At 69.5% G+C, this 20,351-nt stretch carries 15 protein-coding genes; 5 read left to right on the top strand and 10 right to left on the bottom strand.

Annotated elements, in window-relative coordinates; all coding sequences use genetic code 11:
• Positions 1–3 precede the first annotated feature (3 nt).
• The 3 genes from NMI01S_RS06025 to NMI01S_RS06015 all read right to left on the bottom strand — a co-directional run bounded on the left by NMI01S_RS06025 (position 4) and on the right by NMI01S_RS06015 (position 5,198).
• Entirely contained in the window at positions 4–1,005 is a 1,002-nt protein-coding gene (locus NMI01S_RS06025) for a DNA-3-methyladenine glycosylase family protein (RefSeq protein WP_245716724.1), read from the bottom strand.
• A gap of 427 nt (positions 1,006–1,432) precedes the next feature.
• Entirely contained in the window at positions 1,433–4,204 is a 2,772-nt protein-coding gene (locus NMI01S_RS06020) for an FAD-binding and (Fe-S)-binding domain-containing protein (protein WP_062995112.1), read from the bottom strand.
• A gap of 94 nt (positions 4,205–4,298) precedes the next feature.
• The gene (locus NMI01S_RS06015) at positions 4,299–5,198 is read right to left on the bottom strand and encodes an NADP-dependent oxidoreductase (protein ID WP_062995111.1); all 900 of its coding nucleotides are present in this window, start codon (positions 5,196–5,198) and stop codon (positions 4,299–4,301) included.
• 189 nt (positions 5,199–5,387) lie between these two features.
• On the opposite strand from NMI01S_RS06015, the gene NMI01S_RS06010 reads away from it, so the two are divergent.
• Complete coding sequence (locus NMI01S_RS06010; RefSeq protein ID WP_062994980.1) at positions 5,388–7,268, top strand: ABC transporter ATP-binding protein; 1,881 nt, start codon at positions 5,388–5,390, stop codon at positions 7,266–7,268.
• Between the two features lie 47 nt (positions 7,269–7,315).
• On the opposite strand, the gene NMI01S_RS06005 is transcribed toward NMI01S_RS06010, so the two are convergent.
• The 6 genes from NMI01S_RS06005 to NMI01S_RS05980 all read right to left on the bottom strand — a co-directional run bounded on the left by NMI01S_RS06005 (position 7,316) and on the right by NMI01S_RS05980 (position 14,735).
• Complete coding sequence (locus tag NMI01S_RS06005) at positions 7,316–8,536, bottom strand: Cmx/CmrA family chloramphenicol efflux MFS transporter (RefSeq protein ID WP_063920658.1); 1,221 nt, start codon at positions 8,534–8,536, stop codon at positions 7,316–7,318.
• A gap of 100 nt (positions 8,537–8,636) precedes the next feature.
• A complete protein-coding gene (locus tag NMI01S_RS06000; RefSeq protein ID WP_062994979.1) occupies positions 8,637–9,209 on the bottom strand; it encodes a TetR/AcrR family transcriptional regulator in 573 nt (190 codons plus the stop codon).
• An 88-nt stretch (positions 9,210–9,297) separates the two neighbouring features.
• A complete protein-coding gene (locus tag NMI01S_RS05995) occupies positions 9,298–10,293 on the bottom strand; it encodes an oxidoreductase (RefSeq protein WP_062995110.1) in 996 nt (331 codons plus the stop codon).
• Positions 10,294–10,335: 42 nt separating this feature from the next.
• Positions 10,336–12,348 carry a hypothetical protein gene (locus NMI01S_RS35780; protein WP_245716746.1) on the bottom strand — a complete coding sequence of 671 codons (2,013 nt, stop codon included), beginning with the start codon at positions 12,346–12,348 and terminating at the stop codon, positions 10,336–10,338.
• A 326-nt stretch (positions 12,349–12,674) separates the two neighbouring features.
• The gene (locus tag NMI01S_RS05985) at positions 12,675–13,460 is read right to left on the bottom strand and encodes an enoyl-CoA hydratase/isomerase family protein (protein WP_062994978.1); all 786 of its coding nucleotides are present in this window, start codon (positions 13,458–13,460) and stop codon (positions 12,675–12,677) included.
• Between the two features lie 114 nt (positions 13,461–13,574).
• Positions 13,575–14,735, bottom strand: a complete 1,161-nt coding sequence (locus NMI01S_RS05980) for a DNA polymerase IV (RefSeq protein ID WP_062994977.1) — start codon at positions 14,733–14,735, stop codon at positions 13,575–13,577.
• Between the two features lie 90 nt (positions 14,736–14,825).
• Between NMI01S_RS05980 and NMI01S_RS05975 the strand changes: the two genes are divergently transcribed.
• The 3 genes from NMI01S_RS05975 to NMI01S_RS05965 all read left to right on the top strand — a co-directional run bounded on the left by NMI01S_RS05975 (position 14,826) and on the right by NMI01S_RS05965 (position 16,665).
• Positions 14,826–15,380: a TetR/AcrR family transcriptional regulator gene (locus tag NMI01S_RS05975; RefSeq protein ID WP_062994976.1), complete on the top strand. Its 555-nt coding sequence runs from the start codon at positions 14,826–14,828 to the stop codon at positions 15,378–15,380.
• Between the two features lie 127 nt (positions 15,381–15,507).
• The gene (locus tag NMI01S_RS05970) at positions 15,508–15,936 is read left to right on the top strand and encodes a PaaI family thioesterase (protein WP_062994975.1); all 429 of its coding nucleotides are present in this window, start codon (positions 15,508–15,510) and stop codon (positions 15,934–15,936) included.
• A 108-nt stretch (positions 15,937–16,044) separates the two neighbouring features.
• Positions 16,045–16,665, top strand: a complete 621-nt coding sequence (locus tag NMI01S_RS05965) for a DUF1707 SHOCT-like domain-containing protein (protein ID WP_062994974.1) — start codon at positions 16,045–16,047, stop codon at positions 16,663–16,665.
• A gap of 94 nt (positions 16,666–16,759) precedes the next feature.
• Here NMI01S_RS05965 and lon read toward each other — a convergent pair whose 3' ends face one another.
• Entirely contained in the window at positions 16,760–19,219 is a 2,460-nt protein-coding gene (gene lon, locus NMI01S_RS05960; protein WP_062995108.1) for an endopeptidase La, read from the bottom strand.
• A 375-nt stretch (positions 19,220–19,594) separates the two neighbouring features.
• Here lon and NMI01S_RS05955 point away from each other — a divergent pair, with 375 nt between their 5' ends.
• On the top strand, positions 19,595–20,329 hold the full coding sequence (locus NMI01S_RS05955) for a TetR/AcrR family transcriptional regulator (RefSeq protein WP_062994973.1): 735 nt from the start codon (positions 19,595–19,597) through the stop codon (positions 20,327–20,329).
• Positions 20,330–20,351 lie beyond the last annotated feature (22 nt).

Genomic DNA, 20,351 nt, shown 5'->3' with positions numbered 1-20,351 from the left:
CGCTCAGATCCGGCTGTGGTCGACCAGCGGGGTGCGCGGGCCGAACGCCGGCTTGCGCGCCTGACCGGATATCTCGAGCAGCCGGATCGCCCGGTAGCGATGCGGGCGTAGCGGTTCCAGACAGTCGACCATGCCCTCGTCGTCGAGCGGGCGGCCCAGCAGTGTCCAGCCGACGATCGCGGCCAGATGGAAATCACCGACCGACAGCGCGTCGGCGTCACCGAGGGCCCGCTGCGCGATCTCCGCGGCCGTCCACACCCCGATTCCCGGTACCGCACGAAGCCGCTCGGCGGCCTGCTCCGGCGCCATCGTCGCGGCGGCTTCCAGCTTTTCCGCCATCCGCGCGGCGGTGACGATGGTGCGCGAACGCTGCGGATCGACATTGGCACGGTGGTAGACCCAGGACGGGATATAGCGCCAGGTCTGCGCCGTCGGCGGCACCCGCATGGGCGCGGGCGTCGGCCCGGGCGCCGGTTCGCCGTACTGCCACACCAGCTTTCGATACGACCCGCGCGCGGTGACGGTATGCACCCGCTGCTCCAGCACGGCCGGCACCAGGGCTTCGAAGACCAATCCGGTGCGAAGCATGTGCAGGCCGGGATGACGCCGGTGCGCCTCGGCGATGCGGGGATGTTCGGGCGCGAAGTCGTCGAGCTCCTCGTCGACACACAGCATGCGAGGCAACTGCTCGAGGAATTCAGCCGCTCCCGGGCCCCAGGCCCGCGCCGCGACCACGTCGGCGTCGGCCTGGACGAGGCGGTAGGTCACCGGTCCGCTCGCCATGCGCGACGCTCGCCAGTGGGCGCCGTCGGGAGTGACGCGATGGCACGGGTCGCCCTGCCCCCGGCGCAGCGGGGCGAGGGTGTCCGCGAGGGCTATCGGCCGGGACGTGGTGAGGGTGCGGGAGCGGCCGCGTTCGGTGGCGCCGTGATTCACCGGCGAGGCGTTCGCGTGCGGGGAGCGGTGCCGGGGCGCGGTCACCCCGGATCGGGGGTCCTCGATCATCGGCCTGCCGCGTCCTCGCACCGACCCATTGTGCGCCGCGTACGGGGACCGCCGAGCGGGGACCCGCCGGAGAAAGCCGCGTGGCGCCGCTCGAAACGATATCTCGAGGCACCTCTCAGGTGAGAATATGGCGGACGTCACGAATTAGCGCCACCATGTAACAATACGATCACGCACGCCGATTTCGCTGAGGAATGATGTCAACAGCAATCGTTCGGCAATGTCACAACGGAGGTGTCCATGCTTACCAACATCCTGAATTGGCTGCTCAGCGCGTGGGGCGGAGTATCCGCCGGTAGCTCGGGCTACCAGATTCCTCCGGGCACCCTGCCGTTCGGCAGCTGATTCCATCACCGCCCCCGCCCGCCGCGCGTCGATGCGGCGGGCGTGCGCGGTTCGGCACCGCCGCGACCTCCGGACATCTGACTCATCGATCGTTCAGATATTGCGCGAGATGACGACCCGGCCGACCGGCCAACTGTTCGGCCTGGGTTCGACAGGAAAACCCGTCGGCCAGCAGCGATGTCGCCGCATCGGCCGCGCGTAGCGCCGGAAGTAATCCGCCCTCCGCGACCGCGACCGAGATCTCGTAATGTCCGGATTGCATTCCGAAGTTTCCAGCAAGTCCACAGCATCCACTGATTTCGGTGATCTTCGCACCCGTTCGCCGCAATAACCGCCGGTCGGCGTCGAACCCCGTGACGGCGTGCTGATGACAGTGCGGCTGCACCACCACGGTGTCGCCCGAGCGGTCCGGCGGCTGCCAATCCGGTTGCTCCGTCAGGAATTCCGCCAGCGTGCGCACCGCCCGGGCGGTGGCGACCGAGCGCGGATCGTGCGGGAGCAACTGCGGCAGATCCGATCGCAGCGCGGCCGTGCACGACGGCTCCAGGCCGATCAGGGGACCGCCCGCCCGGACGTGCTCCGCCACCGCGTCGAGTGCCGCCCGCAACCGCTTGCGCGCTCCGTCCAGCTGACCCGTGCTGATCCAGGTGAGGCCACAGCACACCCGGCGATCCGGAATGCGGACGCGGTATCCGGCCGATTCCACGAGTTCGACGGCCGCCCAGCCGATGTCCGGGGCGAAGGCATCGGTGAAGCTGTCGATCCACAGCATCGCCACCGGACCGTCCGGATGCCTGTCCCGACCGCGGTGCGCCCACTGAGCGCGGAACGAGCGCGGCGCCAGTCGCGGCGCCGGACGCCGCGGATCCATACCGGCCAGGCGCATACCCGTTCGCCGTAGCCATCGAATGCCGGTGAGCGCGTTCACCGTTCGCGGGATTCTCGCGCCCACCGCCAGCCACCGCGGCAATCGGCCGAGGACATAGTGGTCGATCGGTCGCGGCCGTCCTTTGTACGCGCGGTACAGCGTCTCGGATTTGTAGGTTGCCATATCGACACCGGCCGGGCAGTCGGACGAGCAGGCCCGGCAGGACAGGCACAGATCCAGCGACTGGGCGACCGCCTCGTCACGCCAGTCCAGGGCACCGCGCACCACCTCCTGCAGGACCCGCGCGCGCCCCCGTGTGCTGTCCTTCTCGTCGGCGGTGGCGAGGTAGGACGGGCACATGAAACCACCGGTCGAGCGGGTGTCGGCGCGACATTTCCCGACGCCGACGCAGCGATGCACGGCCGCGCCGATATCGCCGTCGGCGGGAAACGGGAAACCGCCCGCCGCCGGAACCGGCCGCAGCCCGGGCAGCCGCAGGTGGGTGTCGACCGGTTCGGGCCGGACCAGCACCCCCGGGTTCAGCATCGCGTCCGGATCGAAAAGCCCCTTGAATTCGGCGAATACGCGCAGCGCGTCCGGTGAGTACATGCGCGACAGCAATTCCGAGCGGGCGCGGCCGTCCCCGTGTTCACCGGAGGCCGAACCGCCGTAGCGCACCACCAGATCGGTGGCGTCGAACAGGAAGTCGCGGAACCGTTGCGGCGCACGGGCGATCGGAAGGTCGAGCCGGACGTGGATGCAACCGTCGCCGATATGGCCGTACAGCAGGCCGTCGACGCGGTGATCACGCATCAGCCGGTCGAAATCACGAAGGTAGTCACCGAGACGTTCGGGCGGGACGGCGGCGTCCTCCCAGCCCGGCCAGGCCGGTTCGCCTTCGGGTGTGCGCCCGGCGAGACCGGCGCCGTCGGCGCGAATCCGCCACAGCCGGGCGGCCGTCCCGGCGTCGGTGACGATCCGGGTGTCGAGAGCGGCACAGGCGGTGGTCACCGCGGCCGCGCTGTCGTACGCCGATTCCTCTGTGTCCCCGGCGAACTCGACGAACAACCACGCTCCGCCGACGGGTAGTTCCGGTACCGCGCGCCCGTGCGCGCGCACGACATCGACCAGCCGCGCGTCCAGGCCCTCGACCGCGATCGGACGGCCAGCCATCACCGCCTTCACATCGTCGGCGGCGGCGGGCATATCGGGATAGCCGAGAACCGCGACGGCCGTCGCGTTCGGCAGCGGGACCAGATCCACGGTCGCGTCGAGAACGAGGCCGCACGTGCCCTCGGACCCGACGAACGCCTTGGCGATCGACGCACCGCGTTCCGGGGTCAGGTACTGCAGGCCGTATCCCGAGGCCTGCCGATCGAAGCGGCCCACCTCGGTGCGCAGGGTCGCCAGATTGCGGCGGGTGAACTCCGCCAGTCCCGGCACCACCGAGAGATCGGCCGCCAGCGCGCGCTCGGCGCCGGTGCCGTCGAGGATGCGCAGCTCACGCACGGTATCGGAGGTGCGGCCCCAGGACACCGCGCGCGGGCCGCAGGCATTGTTGCCGATCATGCCGCCGAGGGTGCAGCGGTTCTGGGTCGACGGGTCCGGCCCCAGTCGCAGGCCGTGGCGCCCGGCCGCCTGCTGCAGGCCGGACAGCACGACACCCGGCTGCACTCGGGCGCAACGGCGGTCGGCGTCGATGGACAGCACCGCGTTCATGTACCGGCTGAAATCGAGCACAAGTCCGGGCCCGATCGCGTTGCCCGCCACGGATGTTCCGCCACCCCGTGCGGTGATCGGCTTCCCTTCCTCGCGGGCGAATCGCACGGCCGCGGCCACATCCTCGTCGCCGCGCGGGTAGACCACCGCCGCCGGGAGGACGCGATAGTTCGAGGCGTCCGAGGAGTACTCCGCGCGGCGGCGGGCGTCGTCGTCGACCTCGCCGTCGATCCGGTCGCGCAGGGCCCGCACCCAGGAGTCGGTCATATCGCCAGCGTAGAACGCGAGCACCCGTCCGCTCACCGCTCGGGATCGCCACGCACGGCGAGACCCGCTGCACCGCCGCGTGCCGCCGAGGCGGTTACGGGAGCAGGACTATCTTGCCGAGTCCGTGACCGGTTTCGCTGTCGCGCTGGGCCGCGGCGGCCTCGGACAGCGGGTAGGTACGCGCAGCCCCGGGGAGACGGAATTCGCCCGCGGCGACCGATCGCGCGACGCGGGCCACGATGTCGAGGTCGGGGCCGCCGGTTCGAGCGAAGAAGGTGACGCCCTTCTCGGCGGCGGCGCCGTCGGCGATGGTGATGATGCGATCGGTTCCGCCACGCAATTCGATTGCGGCGTCCAGGAATCCGTGGCCGGCGCAGTCGTAGACCGCGTCGACGCCGTGCGGCGCCAGCTCGCGCACGCGCTCGGCGACGCCGGCACCGTAGGTGGTCGGGACCGCACCCAGCGTGCGCACGGTCTCCTGGTTGGCGGCCGAGGCGGTGCCGACGACCGTGGCGCCGCGAGCCCGGGCCAGCTGCACCACGAACGCGCCGACCGCGCCGGAGGCACCGTTCACCAGCAACGTCTCGCCCGACTTCACGGCCAGTTCGTCCAGGCCGGTACCGGCCGTGTTGGCGGCGACCGGAATGGCGGCGGCCTCCGCGAACGACAGCTCGGCCGGTTTGGCGACGAGTTGGGTGCCCAGCGCGTATTCCGCGTAGCCGCCGCCCTGAGCCCAGCCCAGCACCTCGTCACCCGGCCGGAACCGAGCCTCGGGTCCGGCGGCGTCGACCACACCCGCGATCTCGAATCCGGCACGGCGGGGGAATCCGGGCGGACCGGGCATCAGTCCGGCGCGGATCTTCCAATCGGCCGGATTGACCCCCGCCGCCCGGATCGCCACCCGCACTTGATCTCCGGTGGGGTCCGGAATCGGCACCTCCACCTGCGTCAACACCTCGGGCCCGCCCACTCGCTCGTACTGGATCGCTCGCATGCTGTGGTTCGACGACATGACCTCGACCTTAGGAGGCCGACGACCGGCAGCCGGGGCGCGGCGCGGCAGCGCACGTCACCCGGCGCGTTTCGCTCGTGGCGAACCGGGACTACTTGCTCTCAACCTTTGTTGAGGTCTTAATGTCGGTGGCCCGGGGTTAGATGAACCCGGCAGCGGAAGGAGATGCGGATGAGCATCGAATCGGTCGCGTGGAGTCAGCTGTACCGGCAGGCGCACGCACCCCAGCAGCGGCGCGGTCTGCGCCGGGAGACGGCCGCGCGCATTCTGCGATTCGCGCGCCCGCATCGGGCTCAGCTCATCGGCTTCCTGATCTTCAGCATCGCGTCCGCGTTGCTGACGGTGGCCAATCCGGTGCTGGCGGGGCGAGTGGTCAACGACATCGTCGGCCACGCCGCACCGCGCTCGGTCCTCACCCTCGCGGCCGTGATCGCGGTTGTGGCCGTGCTCGACGCTGGCCTGGGCATCGTTATCCGGTGGTTGTCCGCGCGGATCGGGGAGGGTTTGATTCTCGATCTGCGCACGGCGGTATTCGATCACGTGCAGAAGATGCCCGTCGCCTTCTTCACCCGCACCCGCACGGGCGCGCTGGTCAGCCGCCTCAACAACGACGTGATCGGTGCGCAGCGCGCGTTCAGCACGACCTTGTCCGGCGTGGTCACCAATATCGTGACGCTGCTGTTGACCGTGGCGGTGATGGTGCGGCTGTCCTGGCAGATCACACTGCTGGCCCTGATCCTGCTGCCGCTGTTCATGTTTCCCGCGCGCCGGATGGGCACCCGGATCGCGAGTATCCAGCGTGAGGCCGCCCAGCTCAACGCCTCGATGAGCACGCAGATGACCGAGCGTTTCTCGGCGCCCGGCGCCACCTTGGTGAAACTGTTCGGACGCCCGGATCAGGAATCCACGGAATTCGCGGTGCGCGCCGGGCGGGTGCGCGATATCGGCGTGCGGACCGCGATGCTGCAGACGGTGTTCGTCACCGCGTTGACGCTGGTCTCCGCGCTGGCCGTGGCCTTGGTCTACGGCCTCGGCGGCTGGTACGCACTGCGCGGGCAGCTCGACGCCGGCGCCGTGGTCGCGCTGTCGCTGCTGCTGACCCGGCTCTACACCCCGCTGACGGCGCTGGCCAGTGCGCGGGTGGACATCATGTCGGCGCTGGTGAGCTTCGAGCGGGTCTTCGAAATTCTCGATCTGAAGCCGCTGATCCAGGATGCGCCGGATGCGGTGGCGGTTCCGGCGGGCCCGGTCTCGGTGGAATTCGACCGGGTGCGTTTCGGTTACCCGTCGGCCGACAAGGTCTCACTCGCTTCGCTGGAGGATGTGTCGACGCTCGACCATCGCGGCGGCAGCGAGGTGCTGCACGAGATATCGCTGCGCGCCGAGCCGGGGCGGATGATCGCCCTGGTCGGGTCCTCCGGTGCGGGTAAATCGACCATCGCTCAACTGGTTTCGCGGCTCTACGATGTGGACGGCGGCGCGGTCCGGCTCGGCGGCGTCGACGTGCGAGACCTGAGCACCCGGTCGATCCAGGACACGGTCGGACTCGTCACCCAGGACGGCCACCTGTTCCACGACAGCATCCGCGCCAATCTGCTGCTGGCCCGGCCCGAGGCGAGTGAGGCGGAGCTGTGGGACGCGCTGGAGCGAGCCCGGTTGCGCACGGTGATCGACGGGCTGCCCGACGGTCTGGACACCGTGGTCGGCGAACGCGGATATCGGCTGTCCGGCGGTGAACGGCAGCGATTGACCATCGCCCGGCTGCTGCTCAAACAACCGCGGGTGGTCATCCTGGACGAGGCCACCGCGTCGCTGGACTCCACCTCCGAAGCCGCGGTGCAGGAGGCGCTGACCGAGGCACTGGAGGGACGGACCGCCCTGGTCATCGCGCACCGGCTGTCGACCGTCCGGAACGCGGACGAGATCCTGGTGATCGAGGACGGGAGCATCGTCGAGCGGGGCAGTCATGCGCAGTTGCTCGCCGAACAGGGCCGGTACGCGGAGCTCTACCGCACCCAATTCGCCGACGACACGGAAGTCGCTGCGGCATAAGGTGTTCGGCGCGGAGGTGGGATACCACCTCCGCGCCGGCACGTTCGCTACAGCTGCGCGGGGACGACCGTCGCACTCTCTGTGGACGGCCGGGACGCGTCGGACGGCGACGGTCCCGCGTCGGAGCGCTTTCCACCCATGGCCCGGCTCAGACCCACCGATGCCAGCGCCAGCACTCCCAGCCCCGCGCCGATCCAGCCCACCACCGAATAGTCCGCGCCGGCGCCGAGGGCGAGTCCGCCCAGCCAGGGGCCGAGGGTGATGCCGATGTTGAACGACATCACGTTGCCCGCCGCGCCGAGCGTTCCGGCGGCGGGGGCGAGGGCGAAGACCCGGCTGTTCAACACCGGATTGGTCCCGAAACCGAAGGCGCCCAGCAGGAACGACACCACGACGACCGCCGCCCAATAGTGCGCGGTCAGCGCGAGTATCACCGAGGCGAGCACCAGACCCGAGATTCCGGCGGTGAGGCTGCGCAGCGGATGCGCGTCCGCGGTGCGTCCGCCGATCACGATGCCGGCGAACGAGCCGAGACCGTAGACGCCCAGCACCACCGGCACCCAGTTCTCGCCGATCCCGGTCGTCTCGGTGAGCAGGGCGCCGAGGTAGCCGAAGGTGACCAGCAGCGCCGCGGTGGCCGTCACGGTGGTGCCGTACAACAGTGCCACCGGACGGGTGGCCAAGGCGCGCAATTCCTTTCGCACGGGCGGCGCCTGCTCGGCGCGCTGTTGGGGCACCGCGATCGCCACCGCCACCATCACGAGCGCGCAGCCGGCCGCCACCGTCCAGAACGCCGCACGCCAGCCCAGATGCTGACCGATGAAGGTGCCGGCCGGGAGTCCGAGAATGGTCGCGATGGTCAGGCCGCCCGCGACGACGCTCATCGCCCGCCCGCGCGCTGTCGGCGGTACCGATCCGACCGCGGTCGCCGAGGCCACCGACCAGAATCCCGCGTATACGAAGGCGCCGATGACGCGCGTGCCGACGAGGACGCCGTAGTCGGAGGTCAGCGCCGCCACGACGTGGGTGGCGACGAACACGGCCAGGAAGGCGAGCAGGGCGGTGCGCCTCGAGCAGCGCGCCGTGACGACGGCCAGAATCGGCGCGCCCACCAGCATGCCGGCGGCGAAGGCCGAGATCAGCAGTCCGGCTTGCGGAACGGTGACGCCGAGATCGGAGGCCATTCCCGTGAGCAGGCCGGACAACATCATCTCCGAGGTGCCCTGCGCGAATATCGCCAGGCCCAATATGTATACCGCCGAAGGCATTTCGTATCCCTTCCGATTTTGGATCGTTCAGTTCAAAACAAAGGCATGCACAGCCGCGACTCACCGCTCGACCATGTGACGGACCGCCCCGGTCGATCGATCAGAGACAGCGCAGGGCGACCTCCGCGATACCGGCCAACGTGTCCCGAGAAGCGCCGCCGCGCGCCGCCACCCGCATACCGCCGATGGTGGCGACGACGAATTGGGCCAGATCGGACGGATCGGCCCGTTCGTCGACCTCACCCGAGGCCTGTCCGGCGCGAATCACCCCGACCAGCGCGGACATCCGACGATCCAGATCGGCACGCAACATCGCGGCGACCTCGGGATCGCGGGGGCCCATCTCGACGGTCGTGTTCACGACCAGACATCCCAGCGGATCGTCCTCGGGCGCGTCCACCACACGCCGCAGCAGCGCCTCGAGCTTGTCGCGCACCGAACCGGGACCGTCGAGCAGTTCGAACGTATCGGCGTTCTTGAACTCCATGTACCGCCGCAGCGCCCGCTCGAACAGGTCGTGCTTGCTGGTGAAGGTGTTGTAGATACTCGAGCGGCCCAGACCGGTGGCCGCACAGAGGTCCTGGGTGGACGTGCCCTCGTAACCGGCGCTCCAGAAAGCGCGCATGGCCGCGTCCACCGCCCCCGGTTCGTCGAACTGCTTGGGTCGTGCCATGCGGTCAGGCTAACACGTTTTGGATAGATCAGTTCAAAACAGGTGGGGAACGAATGGCGAGCGTTCGATACCGACGCCCGCCGCTCGATCAGAATTCGCCGGCCACCGCCAGAACGGTGCGGCCGGAGTGGTGACCGCCGCGGATGGCGTGCAGCACCGCCTCGGCCTCGGTGATCGGCGCGATATTCTCCAGCGCCGACAGATGCCGGGGCTTCAGGTCCTTGCCGAGCCGGGCCCACAGCGCGCGCCGCTGGTCGATCGGGAAGTTAACCGAGTCGATGCCGAGCAGGCCGACTCCGCGCAGGATGAACGGCATGACGGTGGTGGGCAGTTCGGTCCGGCCGGTCAGGCCGCTGACGGCCACCGACCCGCCGTAGCGGACGGTGCTGAGAATGTGGGCGAGCGATTTACCACCGACGCTGTCGACCGCGCCGGCCCACTGCGCCTTACCCAGCGGACGAGGTTTCGCGTCCGGATCCTCGGGCAGGCGGCCGATCACCGCGGCCGCACCGAGGGTGGACAGCAGCTCGCTCGCATCGGTCTTCCCGGTGGAGGCGGTGACCTCGTAGCCGAGGCCGGACAGGATGTCCACCGCGACGCTGCCGACGCCGCCGGTCGCACCGGTCACCAGCACCGGCCCGTCCCCCGGGGCCAGTCCGCGGTCGAGCAGCGCCTGCACGCTCATGGCCGCGGTGAATCCGGCGGTGCCGAGGGCCGCTGCCTCGCGCGGGCTCAAGCCCTCCAGCTTGACCACCCATTCGGCGGGCACGCGCGCGTATTCGGCGAAGCCGCCGTTGTGCGCGACGCCGATCTCGTAACCGTGCGCGATCACGAGATCACCCACCGTGAAGGCGGCATCCTCGGAGGCCACCACCTCGCCGGTCAGGTCGATGCCGGGGATGATCGGGTAATTGCGCACCACGCCGCCGCGCGGGGTGATGGCGAGCCCGTCCTTGAAGTTCGCACTCGAATAGTGCACCTTGATCGTCACCGTGCCCGGCCCGAGGAAATCCTCGCCCACCTCCTCGCGGGCCAGTACCACGCCGTCGTCGGTCTCGTGCGCAACCATCGCCTGGAACTGCATGTGTCCGAGCATAGGGCGACCGATGCCCCACGGCTATGGCGGTCAGCGCCCGAAGGCCGCCACGCCCACCGGGCCGACCCCGATACACACCTCCAATCCCGGTGTGCGCGAGCCGATTCGCACGATCTCACCGCCACCGACGAGATGCACGAAGACGGTGTGCACACCCGCCCGCACCGGCGCGACCACCACATCGCCGTGCTCGAGCGCCACGGTGATCCGGCCGTCGCGGTCGGCGAAATAGTTGATCTGCGCGGTCCAGCCGTGGTCCAGCATCGGCCCGTCCAGCCACAGCGCCACCGGCTCGGCGCCGTCGATGCGATATCCGCATCCGGGTTCGGGGCCCGCGAGAATCCGGCGGTTCCACCACACCGACGCATCGGCGAGCGTGCCGTCGTCGGTGAGCATCCGCAACTGCGGCGTGGCGACATCGAACGCCTCCGGGCCGGCGATCGGCCCGAGCACCTGCGCGATGAGGTTCTGCGGATAGATCATCGGGGTCAGTACCCCCCACGGCACCTCCTGCTCCAGCAACGGGGCGCCGTGGCGATCCGCCAGTGCGGCACGGGCATTCGTGAGGTAGGTGCGGGTCGGCGAGATCTCCCACGAGCGAGCGAACGAGACGGTCGTGCACACGCTGCTGACCACGAAAGCCGCGGTCAGCACGATCACAGCGCCCCGGGCCACCCGAGGGGACTCCGCCGTCGCCGAATCCCGTGATCTCGTCGCGTCGGCGGCTTGCGCGTCGGTCGGGTGCGGTTCGGGCACACGACGCGCCCGCCCGGCCGACCGCGGCCGTGCGGCAAGCAGCAACGCGATCGCCGCTGCCAGCACCACGGCGACATCGGCCGGATAGCGCAGCGACTGCATGAGTTCGGCGGCGGTGTTGGGCCCGCCGCGAATCAGCACGATCGGAAGCTGAACGGCCAGAACGTATCCTGCGACCAGGACCCACACCGTCAGCACACGGCGGCGCGATCGGAGTGTCACCAGAACCACCGCGGCGAGGATCAGCCAGGCGGGCACGACGGTCCACCCCGGCGGCGTGGCCCACGGTGTCGACGGCAGCCAGCGCGCCCACACCCACGGCCCGCCGAGCAGGGTCGGGACGATCCCCAACGAGGTGGCGCTGTGGAGCAGTCGCCGCGCCCCGGCCAGGCTGGTGTCCACCGCGATGTGGTCGGCGACGGTGAGATAGGCCGCGACCCAGCCCGCGAGGATCAGCGCCGAACCGGTCCACAGCGCCGCGCCCGTGCGCGCCACGTCGCGAACCGCCGCCCAGACGCTGGGGTCGGCATGATCACCTGCCGGCTGTGCTTCGCCGGGATGCGCGCCACCGCCGGACATCCCGGCGTCACCCGAGTCGGCGGGCCCGCCCGGCTGCACGGACGACGAAACGTCGCCGGAATCCGCCTCCGCGTCGACGGTGCGGGCGCCCACGATGTAGCGCTCCAGCACCGCGACGGCGAAGGCGACGAACGGCACCACCACTGCCTTCTCGAAGAACAACAGTCCCACGATCAGCACCAGCAGACCGGAGATCGCATAGCGCCCGCGCCCCGTGCGCATCAGCAGCACCGCGTCCGCGATCACCCAGGCCAGCGCGAACTGCAGCGGCAGCGCGTTCAACGAGGCCGCCCACCAGGCGAATGCCGGAAGGGTCAGCGGACAGAACAGGTAGCCGATCAACGGAACCAGGACGGCCCAGCGCAGGGCACCGGCTCGCCGCGGGACGAGTACCAGCAGCATGCGCAGCACCGCGACCGAGGCGGCGAGCTGCAGCAGCAGCATGGTCACCACCGGCCCGGCCCAGTGCAGCGGCGCGATCCGGGTCACCACCCACGCGGTCACGAAGGCCAGCGGCATGAAATGGCCGTCGTGGTCGTAGAGCAGCAGATCGGCGGACCAGAGCGGATAGCGGTCGGCCCGGCCCACCAGGATGAGATCGTCCCAGTAGAAATAACCGCGCCCGGCCACCCAACCACGCAACCCGATCTGCGCGAGGATCAGCAGGACCGCCACCAGCAGGACGGGACGGCGGATCGACGCGCGCAGGCCCGCGAGCGCGGGTCCACCGGATCGGCCGCGCGGGACGGCGAAGGCGGCTCCGGGGTGGTCGGCGTCCGCCGCGCCGGCCGGAACAGGCTGCGCCGATTCGTCGATCCGGGCGCCGGACGCGGTGATCTCGGCGACGGCGCCGGCAGGAGGATTCTCATGCCCGCTGCCGTCACGGCCTCCGCGATCTCCGGGCACCTCGCCTCGCCGCCGAGCCGGCCACGCCGGGACCGGCGCCCACCCGCGTGCGAAGGCGGGCGCCGAGAACATGGCACCCCACCCTAGTGGCCCGCGACCGGGCTCGCTCGTGGCGACGGCTCAGTCCCTCACTCGAAGACAGGGGCGCGCTTGCCGAGGAATGCCGCGATGCCCTCGGTGCCGTCGGGCGAATCGGCACAGGCGGAGATGAACGCCGCCTCGCGCGCGGTCTGCTCCTCGAGCGTGTGCGAGGAGCTCACCAGCAGGAGCTTCTTGACGCTGGCATTCGAATGCCGGGGGCCCGCCGCGAATTCCGCGACCAGTTCGTCCACGGCGGCGGCGAGTTCGGCGTCCGGGACCACGCGATGCACGAGATTCCAGTCCAGCGCCTCGGCCGCCGTCAGGGTGCGGTTGGTGAGCATCAGTTCCTGCGTGCGGCGCAGGCCGATCAGGCGCGGCAGATAGTAGGACGCGCCACCGTCGGGACTCAGCCCGGCACGGGTATAGGCCATGGTGAACGCCGCCGATTCGCCCGCGAGTACCAGATCACCGGCCATGGCCAGGCTGAATCCGGCCCCTGCGGCCACACCGTTGACCGCCACGACCAGCAGGGCATCCATCCGGGCGAACGACGAGAGCGCCTCGTGCAGGTCGTCGGCCAGGCCCTTGACGTAGTGGCCGGCACCGCCGTCCTGGGCAGCCATGGCCTTGAGGTCACCGCCGGCGGAGAAGAACCTGCCCGCACCGGTCAGCACGACCACCTTCAGCGCGGGATCGTCCACGCACTGTCCCGCGATATCGGCCAGTTCCCGGCCGAGGACGTGGTCGATACCGTTCGCGGCCTTCGGCCGGTTCAGGGTGATCCGGGCGACGGGGCCGGTGCGCTCGAAAGTGATCGTCTCGTACTCGCTCATGGGCTGCCTTTCGGTCGAGTCTGCGGGCCCAGCATGACAAACGGCCGCACCGCGTGCGACGCCGCCACCACCGAGACATATCCGGCATCCCGGCACGGAAACGGAGAGCTCGGGCTATTGCGGGACGAGTTCGAGTCGCACCCCGAGCAGCCGGACCGGCCGATCGAGTTCGAACCGGTCGACGACCCCGAGTGCGACCGCGGTGATCGTCTCGGCGTCGATCGTCGGTTCGGGCAGCTTCTTCTGCTTGGTGCGGGTGTAGAAGGTGTTGGTACGCACCGTGACCCCCACCCGGGTGCCGATCCGGCCGGCCGCGGCCATCTCCGCGGCGACCTCGCGGGCCAGCCGCGCCACCTGTGCGCGAATCTCCTCGCGATCGGTCAGATCGTGCGGGAAGGTTTCGGATTTGCTGCGCCCCACCGGAATGCGCGGCTCGGTCACCACATCGGTATCGCCGGCGCCGTGGCCGAGCACCCAGAGATACGGTCCGGTGGCCGGACCGAATTCGGCGGCCAGGACATTCCGGTCGGCGGCCGCGAGCTGGGCGACGGTATCGATGCCCAGGGCCGACATTCGCTGCGCGATGCGAGTGCCGATACCCCACAGCGCGCTGGTCGGGCGGTGCGCCATGAGTTCATTCCAGTTCTCGGCGGTGAGCCGGAAGATTCCCGCACCGGGCTCGGCGGTCCGGTGCGCCACCGCCGCCTCGCCTTCCGAATGCTCCTGTCCCGCACCCTCGTTCGCGGCAGTATCCCCGCCTTCGGTACCGGTGGTGTTCGCACCCTTCGCGTCCGTACCTTTGCCGACGCTCTTCGCGAATCCGGTCGCCAGTTTCGCGCGCAATTTGTTGTCGCCGATGCCTATCGAACAGGTCAGGTTCAATTCCGCTATCGCACTGCGGATTTCGCGTGCGAGCTGTTCGGGATCGTCGGTGTCGGCGGCGAGGAAGGCCTCGTCCCAGCCCAGCACCTCGACCCGCACCGGGAACCGCCGCAGCACCTCCATGACCTCGTCGGACGCCTCCTCGTAGGTGGTCATGTCCAGGGGCAGGAACACCCCGTCGGGGCATTTGCGGACCGCGGTGCGCAGCGGCATTCCCGCGCGCACACCGAAGGCCCGCGCCGGATACGACGCGCAGGTGACCACCTTGCGCGGTTCGTTCGGATCGCCGTTGCCACCGACGATCACCGGCTGCCCACGCAGCTCGGGATGGCGGCGGAACTCCACCGCCGCCTGGAATTGGTCGAGGTCGACATGCAACAGCCACCTGGCCACGAGACCGTTCTTACCGCACGGCACCGACAGCCGGAGGGACTTCGCAGGTAGCGCCTTGCGTCGCGGCCGAAACAGAACTAAATTCTGATTATGAAGATTCGAGATCGGTTGCTGCTGGCGGCCGAGCGGCAGTTCGCCGAGCACGGGGCGCTCGACGCGACGCTGAGCCGGATCAGGGCCGACGCGGGAGCGAGCGTCGGCGCGCTGTACCACCACTTCCCGGACAAGGCCGATCTGTACCGCCAGGTGTGGGCCAATGCGCTGGCCGACTACCAGCGAAATTTCTGGGCGAGCATCGCCGACAGCACCGACGCCGAGAGCGGAGTCACCGCCGGAGTCACCGAGCATCTGCGCTGGGTCACCGGAAATCAGTACCGCGCAACAATTCTCATGTCGCCGCGGCCACCCGGAGTGCGCGACAGCGACAGCAACCGGGAATTCCTCACCTCCGTCGCGCGCTGGTGGCGCACCCACGCCCGCTACGGCACGGTCCGCGACCTGGAATTCGACCTGCTGTACGCGCTGTGGCTGGGTCCGGCGCAGGAGTATTCGCGGCAGTGGGTGAGCGGCAGCATCCGCACCGCGCCGACCGAGGTCGCCGCGGAATTGGCCGCGGCGGCGTGGAAGTCGCTGCGTGACAACTGACAACTTCGAACAGCAGAGGACAGCGCATATGGAATACGCGGCTCGGAGCGATCGGCGCAGAGAGAGTGCGCCCGATGCGACGGCGACAGGGCCACGACCGGCTGGTGTATCGACGGACAAGCTGACCGTGGAGCAGGCCCGCGCGGTCCTGGCCGCGCAGCCGTTCGCCCAGCACGTAGGCACCGAGATCACCGAATTCGAGGGCGGGGCGGCCACTTTGGTGATCGACGTGGGGCCCGAGCACGCTCAGCAGTTCGGTTTCGTGCACGGTGGGGTGATGGCCTATCTCGCGGACAACGCACTCACCTTCGCCGCCGGGTCCGCCCTCGGTCCGAACGTACTGACCGGCGGTTTCACCGTCACCTACCTGCGACCCGCGCGGGGCGGCCGGCTTCGCGCGCATGCGACGGTCACCGACGCCACCCGCCGCCAAGCCGTCACCCGCTGCGAGATCTATTGCGACAGCGATGGTTCGAGCACGATATGTGCCGTCGCGCAGGGCACGGTGCGGGTCGTCGAGCGCACCCTGCCCACCAACGGATCACGCGAACCGTAGGCGGGAGTTCCGCGGGCGCGCCGGGCACACCTCGGTGCCGCGCCGACCGATATCCGGGGCGCCCGGCCGCACGTAGGATTTCGGCATCACGACCATGAGGATGTGCCGATGACCGAATCCCCGGACCGCCCGGACATCGCCCGCGACCGCCCGGCACCCGCGGTACATGTACGCATCACCGATCACGAACGCGCGCAGGTGGAGCGACTGCTGCAATTGGCTCTGAGTGACGGCTCCCTGGATCTCGCCGAACTCGACCGGCGCCTGGCAGTCGCCTACGCGGCGAACACCCGCGAAGAACTCGCCGCCGTCACCGCCGACCTGCCGGTGGCCGCCGCGCGCGAACCCCTGGTGCTGAGCACCGTCAGTGGTTCGCTGCGCAAGGACGGCCGATGGGTCGTGCCCGCCGAGATCACCGTCTCCGCCGCCTCCGGTTCGGTGCGCCTGGACTTCACCGAGGCGATCTGCCCGCACGCCGTCGTGGACCTGCACGTCGGAATCGCCTCCGGCAGTGTTCGTTTGACGGTGCCACACGGCTGGCAGGTGGATCTGGACCGGGTAGCCTTCGTCAGCGGGAGCGCGAAGAACCGGGTGACCGAACCTCCGCTGCCCGGCTGTCCGACCCTGCGCGTCGACGGATCGGTCACCTCCGGCTCGATCCGCGTCCGCTACCCGAAACCACCCCGCCGCTCCTTCTGGGCCTGGTTGCTGCGCCGCCCTCGCCGGTGACCGAGCACCGCGATCGGTAGACCGAAACACGGCGAGGGGCCGTTCACCCCGAAAGGTGAACGGCCCCTCGACTCGTGGCAGCCGGTCGTCCGGATCAGGCGCTCGCGGCGAAGGCCTGGTAGGCCGGTTCGGCGACCGGTTCGATGGCGTAGGCCAGGATGTCGGCCACGTCGGCGACGGGACGAACGTCCAGTGCGGCCAGCACCTCGGCCGGGACCTCGTCCAGGTCCGGCTCGTTGCGGGCCGGGATGAAGACCGTCTTCAAACCGGCACGCTGGGCGGCGAGCAGCTTCTGCTTCACGCCGCCGATCGGCAGGACCCGGCCGTTCAGCGTGACCTCGCCGGTCATGCCGACGTCCGCGCGGACCTGCCGGCCCAAGGCCAGCGACACCAGGGCGGTGACCATGGTGACGCCCGCGGACGGACCGTCCTTCGGCACCGCACCCGCAGGGAAGTGGATGTGGATGTTGCGATCCAGCACCCCCGCGGCGCTCCGGCGGGCCGGAGACGGCAGCGGAGCGTAACCACTCAGGCCCTCGGGAGCTGCGGCATCGGAGGGAGCCTCGATGCCGATCTCTTCCAGGTGCGAGCGCACGTAGGTCAGTGCGATCTGCGCGGATTCCTTCATGACATCACCGAGCTGACCGGTCAGGGTCAGCGAGCGCTCGCCCTCGGCGGCATTGGCCTCGATGTAGAGGACATCGCCACCGGCGCCGGTCACGGCCAGACCGGTCGCCACACCGGGGACCGAGGTCCGTTCCACCGAATCGGGGGTGAAGCGCGGACGGCCCAGGTACTCCTTCAGATCGCCGAGACCGATCACCAGCGACTCGGAACGGGCTGCGTCACCGGAGTTTTCACCGTAACCGAGCGAAGGATCGTAACCCAGGCCGATCACCGTGGCATCCGAATCACCGTCCGCCGCGACCGTCTGCGCACCGAACTCGTCCTGCGACAGCCGGGTCGCCGCCTTGCGCAAGGCCTTCGCGAGCAGTCGCTCCAGCTGGCGCACACCGGCTTCCCGGGTGTAGTTGGCGGCGATCTCCCGCAGGGCCTCGTCGGTGAACGACACCTCCTCGGCGGTCAGCGCATTGCGTTCCAGCTGCCGCGGCACCAGGAAGTCGCGGGCGATGGCCACCTTGTCGTCCTCGGTGTACCCGTCGACCGTGATCAGTTCCATGCGGTCCAGCAGCGGGCCGGGAATGGTCTCCATGACATTCGCGGTCGCGATGAACAGCACATCGGACAGATCCAGGTCCAGATCCAGGTAGTGGTCGCGGAAGGTGTGGTTCTGCGCCGGATCCAGCACCTCGAGCAGCGCGGCCGCCGGATCACCCCGGAAGTCGGAGCCGACCTTGTCGATCTCGTCCAGCAGGACAACGGGATTCATCGAACCCGCCTCCTTGATGGCACGCACGATCCGGCCCGGCAGGGCACCGACGTAGGTCCGCCGGTGCCCGCGGATCTCGGCCTCGTCGCGCACACCGCCCAGGGCGACGCGCACGAATTTGCGGCCCAGGGCCCGAGCCACGCTCTCGCCGAGCGAGGTCTTACCGACACCGGGAGGTCCGGCCAGCACCATCACGGCGCCGGAGCCACGACCGCCGACGACCTCCAGGCCACGCGCGGCCCGGCGGGCGCGCACGGCCAGGTATTCGACCATGCGGTCCTTGACCTCTTCCAGCCCGTGGTGGTCGGCGTCGAGCACCGCGCGGGCCGCCGAAACATCGGTGCTGTCGGTGGTTTTCACCGCCCACGGCAGATCCAGGACGGTATCCAGCCAGGTGCGGATCCAGCCCGATTCCGGACTCTGATCGCTGCTGCGCTCGAGCCGGTCGACCTCACGCAACGCGGCCTCGCGGACGTTGTCGGGCAGTTCGGCGGTCTCCACCCGGGTGCGGTAGTCGTCCGCGCCGTCGGGCTCACCGTCGCCCAGTTCCTTGCGAATCGCGTTGAGCTGCTGGCGCAGCAGGAATTCCCGCTGCGACTTCTCGACGCCTTCGCGCACATCCTCACTGATCTTCTCGGTGACCTCGACCTCGGCGATGTGGTCCTTGGTCCACCCGATCAGCCGGGTCAGCCGCTCGGCGACATCGGGAGTGTCGAGCAGTTCGCGCTTCTGCTCATCGGTCAGATACGGCGCGTAGCCGGCGGTATCGGCCAGAGCCGAGGGGTCGGTCAGCCGATTGACCACATCGATGACCTGCCAGGCTTCGCGGCGCTGCAGCACCGAGACGACCAGCTGCTTGTATTCGGCGGCCAGTTCCTTCGTGTGCGCATCGGGTGCGGGGATGTCGACCGGTTCGGCCTCCACCCAGAGCGCGGCGCCCGGGCCGGTGACTCCGTGCCCGATCCTCGCCCGCTGCTCGGCCTTCAATACCGCGGCGGCGGCGCCACCGCGCATCCGGCCGACCTGTTCGATGGTCGCGATCACACCGTAGGCGGCGTAGCCCTCGTCCAGACGCGGTGCGAGCAGCACGGAGTCCGATTTCGCGGCCCGTGCGGCGTCGATGGCGGCCTGTGCGGATTCGTCGAGCTCGATGGGGACGACCATGCCCGGCAACACGACCGGATCGGTCAGAAACAGCACCGGCAGACGCTGTGGAGTACTCACAGATTCAGCCCCTTCCAAAGCATGCCCCGGATCCTGTGTTTCTTCGCCTCCAGGGTTGAGCGCTACCTACTCAACTACAGGGTGTGCCGAGTTGTTCCGACCCCTTGTTCACCGGCAGCGAACGACGTATGACCGGCGCCGACGCGACTCGTAAGAGAGTGATTCGAAAACTGTCTCACTGTGTTGAACAGGTCGCCTACGGCAAGGAGGCGGTTGTGGAGCGTCCGTATCGCTCGTGATCGCCCCTGCCCCGCACCCGAGCCGGACGCAACCGACGCTCATTCGCGGGGGAGCCGGTGATTTAAACTCGACCACGTGGCGATTCCCTCCCCGTCCGAACCGGCCCCGATCGGGGGGCGGCAGGCGCGGTGGCAAACGCACAACGACAATCGGCGGGGGCGGATCGTCGAGGCGTTGATCGAACTGCTGGAGGAGTCCGGCGGCGGCGAGATTTCGATGCAACAGATCGCGAAGCGGTCCGGATTGGCGAAATCCGTGGTGTATCGCCAGTTTTCGGGGCGCGAGGAACTGGATCGGCGAGCTCGGAGTGTGATCGCCGAGCAGTTCATCGATACCGTCGACGCGGCACTGGACATCCGGGACGGATCGATTCATCGGATCCTGCACCGCACGGTCGCCGCGGTCGCGGACTGGCTCACCGAGCATGCGCGGCTGTACGACTTCGCGCGCAGCGGGCCGGCGATGGGCGACCCCGACGATGTGGACGCACTCAGCAGTATCAAGGCCACCATCGCGGCGCGGGCCCGGCTGCTCGTGTCGAGCCTGGCGGGGGTGATCGGCGTGGTCGACGAGGCCACGGCCGACACGATGACCTTCGCCATCGTGTCGATGACCGAGGCGACCGTGAGCCGCTGGGCGCGCGATCCGGACCCGCTGCTGAGCCGTGAACAGCTGATCTCCGAGGTCGCCGGCTACGCCTGGAGCGTGCTCGACGGCGCGGCCCGCGCCCACGGATTGACCCTGGACCCCGAACTGCCGCTGATCGAACTCATCAACACACTGGCCGAGGGCGTCGACGACATCCCCTGATCAGGCCCGCCGAGTTCGGCCG

Source organism: Nocardia mikamii NBRC 108933 (assembly GCF_001613505.1).
GTDB classification, from domain to species: domain Bacteria; phylum Actinomycetota; class Actinomycetes; order Mycobacteriales; family Mycobacteriaceae; genus Nocardia; species Nocardia mikamii.
Note: the sequence above shows the minus strand (reverse complement) of the source record. Positions and strands in the feature narration are given on the sequence as shown.